Raw genomic sequence first — 6,386 nt, forward strand, 5'->3', positions numbered from 1 at the left:
CGCTCCGCCGTGGCGGCCGCGGCGGCGGCCTCCAGCGCCCGGACGTTCTCGGCGACGGTCGGGATGCGGTGCGCCTCGGCCGTGGTCTTGACGATCAGCCGGGCCGCGCCGCCGCGCACCGCGAGCCGCGCCGCGTCCTCCAGCAGCAGCCGCGCACCGCCGGGCGAGCGCGGGTACACACCCATGTACGCGTACACCACCAGGTGCCAGTCGACGTCGGTGAGCAGCTCCCCCGCGATCCGGCCGAGCGCGGCCAGCGCCTCCTCGTCCTGGCGGGCGTCGGCCTGCTGGGCGTAGCTGAGCGAGATGCTGCGCAGCCCGTGCCGGCGGAAGAACAGCGCCTCCAGCACACTGACGGCGATCAGCAGCGAGGGCGGGCAGAGCTGGCCCATCAGGCAGCCGCCGAACGTCTCCAGGTGCGGCTCGGCGCCGAACTCCCGGACGGAGGCCAGCAGTTCGCAGCCGCGACGCCAGCGGGCCACCGCCTCGTGGAGCGGGGTGCGGCCGTACGGCAGGCAGTAGGAGACCGGTCCGCCCTCGGTGGCGTCCAGGCCGGCCGCCAGCAGCGCCTCGACGATCCGCTCCGGTGCGGCCGAGCCGTGCCGGACCTGCACCGGGAAGCCCGCGTCCGCGACCCCGCGCAGCACCGCCCGGGTGACCTCGACGGGGTGGGTGGCGATCGGGTAGCCGTTGAGGCCCGCCCCGGCGGCCAGGGCGCGTTGGGCGGCCGCGAGGTCGCCGGTGCGGGTGTAGCTGTCCAGGGTGATGGTGCCGACGGTGACGGCGGCCGCGCCCCGGGTGGCGAGCAGGCCCGCCCGCATCGGGGCCGCCTCCGCCATGCCCATCCGGGGCTGGACCACCAGCGCGCCCGCCTCGGCGGCCTGCGCCACGAACGCGCCGAAGCCCGTCCCGGCGGGGCCCGCCCGTTCAGGACCGGCCACCGCGGGACCGAACCCGGCGGGACCGGCCCCGGCGGGAGCCGTCACAGCAGCACCCCGGAGCGCAGTCCGCCGACGAAGGCGCGGAACCCGGCCACCGCGGCGCCGTCCTCGAAGACCGCGTCGAACCCGGCCGCCAGCAGCGCGCGTTCGCGGTCCGGGTCGTCGGCCCCGGCGATGCCGAGCTTGCCGCCGATGACGGTCGGGGTGCTCCGCAGCTCCGGGCAGGCGCGGAGGGCCTCGATCACCCGCAGGCCCTCCTGGTGGCCGTGCCCGTTGACGCTGCTGATCACGATCAGGTCCGGTTCGGCCCGGCGGCATTCGGAGAGCAGCAGCGCGTCCGGGACGCACGCGCCCAGGTTCGTCACCCGGTGGCCCATCTCCTCCAGCAGGAACTGGAGGTACACCAGGTTCCAGGTGTGCGAGTCCGAGGCCGTCGTCGTCACGACGACGTCCAGACCGCCCGGACCGTTCTGTTCGGCATTCCCGTGCTCCACGACTCCGCCCTCACCGGTAGTGATCCTCGATGGCGTTCCGTCGCGTTCTGCGCGGCGGCCCGGCCCCACGGAGAACGCTAGGAACGATCGGGCCCGGCAAGCGGCAGCTCCGGCGGCATTAAGCGGCAGAATGGGTCGGCCGGCGGCAGAACCGGTCAGCCGGCGGCCGCCAGCAGCGGGACGTCCCCGGTCGGCGCGAGCCGCGGCCCGGGCTCCTCCCGGACCAGCCGGCGGCACAGGTTGAGGACGGTGAAGCGCACGCCGTCCCGGGCGGGCACGCTGCGGATCAGCCCCCGCGACAGCAGTTCGTGCACCGTGGCCAGGCAGGTCTGCAGCGTCCAGCCGCTGCGGACCACCGCGTCCTCCCCCGACCAGTCCCCGGGCTCGTCCACCAGCACTTCCAGCAGGGCACGCTGACGGTCCGTCAGGCGGAGGATCGCCGGCTCCAGGTCGTCCCGCAGGTCACCGCGCGCGCCGAACACCACCGGCGGCGCCGCCAGCGTGAACGGGACGGCCGCCAGCCCGGCCACCAGCTGGGCGGTGGACCGCACCAGCGCCCAGCCCGCCGCCCGCTCCAACGCGCCCGGCAGGCCGTCCAGTCGGCGGCAGAGCTCCGCGACGGCGGGCGCCTCGGAGCGCTCCAGGGTGTAGCCGGGCCGCAGCCGGCACAGGTGCGAGAGCAGCAGCCGGACGGCCCCGACCTGCGCCAACGCCTCGGGCTCGGCGTCGAGTTCGGGGTCCGGTACGGGCAGCGGCGCGAGCGGGATGACCTGGCCGCCGGGCAGCGGCCGGGCCTCCCGGGCGGTGATCAGCACCCGCAGTCCGGGGCAGTGGCGGAACAGCCCGTCCAACTGCCCGGCGTCCACCCCGCCGTCGGCGCCGTCCAGCACCAGCAGGGCGGGCCGCTCGCCGATGTCCCGGACGAGGTCGTCCAGCCGCCCGCGCCACGGGTGCGGGCCGCCGCCGCAGTCCACCCAGCGCACCGACCAGCGGACGGCCAGGTGCAGCCGGCGGGCCACCTCCAGGGCGAGCCGGGTCTTGCCCACCCCGCCGAGGCCGACCAGCGAGACCAGCCGGTCCCCGTGCACGGCGAAGGCGTCGGCCAGCACCTCGGCCTCCGCCTCCCGGCCGACGATCGCCCCGCGCGCCACCGGCGGGGCGGCCGGCTCGTCCCCCGGCTCGTCCGCGGCCTGCTGCCGGCGGGCGGCCTCCTCGAAGTCCGTCCGGCTGCGGCCCTCCAGCCGCAGCGCGTCCGCCAGCAGCCGGACGGTCTCGTTGCGGGGCCGTCGCACCCGGCCGCTCTCCATGTCCCGGATCGCCCGCACGCTCAGGGTCGCGTGATCCGCCAGGCACTGCTGGGTCAGCCCGATCCGCTCGCGCCGTAGCCGCAGCAGCTCGCCGAAACCCGCCGCCGTTCTCACCGCTTGCACCGACAGCCCGCCGTCCATGCCTCGTCTGCCCTTCGTGGTCCGGACTCCTCCTGGCGTCGGGACCGGTGGCGGCGTCAGCCACGGGCGCCCGTACGGCCCGTGGTCCGGCCGTACGGGACCCGGCGATCAGGCTGTGGCCTCCGGACCGGTTCCCTCCGGGTCCCGATGCTCCAGGCTCGTCGTCTACGCCCGATCAACGGCCGATCACCGGCCCTACCCACCACCTTCACCCGGGCCTCACAGCCCGCCCGCCACCTGGGCGGCCTCCCCGGCGCATCCGGGTGAACCGTCGTGCCACTCGGGCACGTTAATGCCGTTTATCGGATTTTCGGCACGCATACTACGCCCGTACGGTCACTGTCCGTATTGGGTCAACAACACCCCGAATCCGCTCCACGACCCCCGTGCCCGTCACCACCGCCATCCACCCCGCGCCGTCCAACCCACCGCCGTCCAACCCACCGCTGTGCAGCCCACCGCGTGACACCGGACCGCTCGACCGAAGGGAATCGTCATGAGGCGCTGTCCAGCCACCAGCGGACACGAGCGAAGTCGACGCGGCCGCCGACACGGAGGCCGACCCGGGATGGACACGCTCCGCGACCGCCTCGTCGGGGCCGTGCTCACCCTCCTCCTCGCGTTCGCCACGGCCTCCGGCTCCTTCGCCGCCCCCGCCGTGGCACACGCGCCCAGCCGTGACCCCCGCACCCCCGCCACCGGCACGACGGCCGCCCCCGCCGACCAGAGGAACGGCCGCCACGACGTCCGCCAGCAGCCCGTGACCCTGGCGAAGACCGGCACCGACACCACCACCGGCAGCACCACCCAGGCCGCCCAGGGCGACACCGTCCGCTGGGTCGTCTCCGCGACCAACCCCGACGGCGCACCCGTCAGCACCACCGTCACCGACGCCATCCAGGGCGGCCCCGGCAGCACACCGCAGACCCAGTCCTACGTCCCCGGCTCACTACAGGTGCCCCCCGGCTTCACCAAGCAGTGGTCCACCGACGGCGGCACGACCTTCTCCGGCACCGACCAGGGCGCAGCCACCAACGTCGTCCAGGCCACCAACCCGACGCTCTCCTCCCCGGCGACCGGCCAAGTGGTCCAGATCCCGCCGCCGTTCACCCCGATCAACACCGCCACCGGCGGCGACGGCTTCACCCCCATCCGCTACACCGCCACGATCAACGGCGTCCCCACCCCCGAGATCTGGAACATCTACCACCACGGCTTCTCCAACACGGCCAGCGTGGTCTGCACCGACCTGCTCACCAACGGCCCCTGCCCGACCCCGACCGGAGCCCCCGCCACCTGGCCCCAGGCGCTGAACTCCTCCGCCGCCGACACGACCACCGGCGACATCGGCAGCACCCGCACCCCGACCTACGTGCAGATCGGCTCCCGGCTGTACTACGCCGCGATCAGCCGCGTCACCCAGGCACTCATCGGCGTCGGCTGCATCGACCTCCAGGCCCAGACCAGCTGCGGCCTCACCCCGCTCCAGACCGGCACCGGCCTGGTCATCGGAGGCGTCGTCCAGGCGCCCAACCAGCTGATCTACGCGGTCTCCGGCACCGGCGAGATCCTCTGCTACGACCCCGTCGGCAACTCCTCCTGCGGCACCTTCGACATCGGCCTGCCGCCCAACGAGGGCCAGGTCGCCTTCAGCGGCGACTACGCCGGCATCATGCGGGTCATCAACGGCAAGATCTACGTCACCGACAACCAGCTGGCCCCGCTGCCCACGGTGATGTCCTGCTTCGACCCGTCGACGAACGCCGCGTGCACCGGCTGGGCCACCCCCAAGACCGTCGTCACCCCGACCGGCACCGAAGCCGCCCGCGCCGACAACGTCTTCGAGATGTACGACACGGCCGGCACCGTCACCGGCGTCTGCATGGCGGTCGGCGGCGTCGAACTGGCCGTCACCCCGCCGGTCGGCACCGTCGTCTGCTTCGACTTCGCCGGCAACCCCGTCGCCGCGCCCCCCGGCCTGCAGACCCTCCTCAGCACAAACGTCGCCCCCGGCGAATCCAACTTCCAGGTGCCGCTCACCATCACCGCCCCCAACGGACACCTCGAAACCGAGTTCCCGTTCTGGATCTACCTCAGCATCTCCCCCACCTCCAACAGCTCCGAGTTCTGCTACGACTGGAACACCCAGGCCCCCTGCGCCCAGTACGGCACCAACGGCGTCGTCAACGGCCCGCCCAACGTCAACGGCGGCGACACCAGACCGTACGGCTTCGCCTACGACGGCCAGTGCAAGTACAGCCTCGGCGACACCGGCTACCTGTTCTCCATCGACCCGATCACCGGCGCCTCCCCCTGCCTGAAGACCAAGGCCCAGGGCAGCCTCAACCCCTCCGCGTACTACTGCGACGGGGCCACCGGGCACGTGAGGTCGTACGGCACGGTCAGCCTCCTCGGCCTCGACCCCACCACCGTCGACTTCACCCAGTCCTCGGTGACCGTCCTGGCCTCCGACGGCACCACCATCGGCACCTTCCCGTTCAACCCCACCACCGAGACGGCGGACATCTCATCCGTCCCGACCAGCGACTCACCGATCCAGGTGATCGCCAACCTCACCCTCGTCAACGGGTCCTCCTTCACCCCCGGCAACCACCCGCAGATGCAGGTGACCTTCGTCGGCGACGCGCCGCAGATCTGCTTCGAGACCACGGTCTCCACCGACTGCTCCGTCACCGCCGTCTCCAACCAGGCCTCCGCCGTCACCAACGGCCAGCCGCCCGTCACCTCCAACACCGTCACCCTCCAGGTCACCCCCGGCGCCGAGTGCGCGCCGAAGCTGGAGATCCTCAAGGAGGTCTGCACCTCCACCAACGCCGCCGACTGCGGGCCCGGCGGCCCCGGACCCTGGGCCAAGACCACCACCCTCGCCCCCGGCGGGACGGCCTACTGGCGGATCACCGCGACCAACACCGGCCTGGTCAACATCACCGGCATCACCCTGGACGACACCGTCACACCGTCCTGCGTGACAGCCGCCGGGACGTTCGACCTGGCAGCGGGCGCCTCCCATCAGATCTTCTGCAACCTGCCGGGCGTCACCCAGTCGACGACGAACACGGTGACCGCCTCCTTCCCCGGCCCCGGCGGCACACCGGTCAGGACGGGGCCGTCGGAGGCGAGTGCCGTCGTCCCGTCCCTGGCGATCAACAAGGAGGTCTGCACCTCGGCCAACGCCGCCGACTGCGGCGCCGGGGGTCCGGGCCCGTGGGCCAAGACCACCACCGTGGCGCCTAACGGGACGGCCTACTGGCGGATCACCGTCACCAACACCGGCACGGTCAACGTCACCGGCATCACGCTGAACGACACCGTGACGCCCTCGTGCGTGACGGCCGCGGGGACGTTCGACCTGGCGGCGGGCGCGTCCCAGCAGGTGTTCTGCAACCTGCCGGGCGTCACCCAGTCCACCACCAACACGGTCACGGCCTCCTTCCCTGGCCCTGGTGGCACCCCGATCACCACGCCGCCGTCCGAGGCGAGCG

At 73.3% G+C, this 6,386-nt stretch carries 3 protein-coding genes and 1 pseudogene; 1 reads left to right on the plus strand and 3 read right to left on the minus strand.

Features of this window, described 5'->3' with window-relative positions:
• The 3 genes and pseudogenes from AE652_RS32725 to AE652_RS32735 all read right to left on the minus strand — a co-directional run.
• Positions 1-941 (minus strand): annotated as a pseudogene (locus tag AE652_RS32725) (hypothetical protein); the annotation flags it as partial.
• Positions 942-982: 41 nt separating this feature from the next.
• The gene (locus AE652_RS32730; protein ID WP_049658201.1) at positions 983-1,435 is read right to left on the minus strand and encodes a cobalamin B12-binding domain-containing protein; all 453 of its coding nucleotides are present in this window, start codon (positions 1,433-1,435) and stop codon (positions 983-985) included.
• Positions 1,436-1,590: 155 nt separating this feature from the next.
• Positions 1,591-2,856, minus strand: a complete 1,266-nt coding sequence (locus AE652_RS32735) for a helix-turn-helix domain-containing protein (protein ID WP_234348629.1) — start codon at positions 2,854-2,856, stop codon at positions 1,591-1,593.
• A 595-nt stretch (positions 2,857-3,451) separates the two neighbouring features.
• Here AE652_RS32735 and AE652_RS32740 point away from each other — a divergent pair.
• Positions 3,452-6,386: hypothetical protein (locus AE652_RS32740; protein ID WP_049658203.1), on the plus strand; the 2,935-nt coding region annotated here is incomplete at its 3' end.

Origin of the sequence: Kitasatospora sp. MY 5-36, assembly GCF_001182915.1 — a bacterium.
Classification (GTDB): Bacteria; Actinomycetota; Actinomycetes; order Streptomycetales; family Streptomycetaceae; genus Kitasatospora.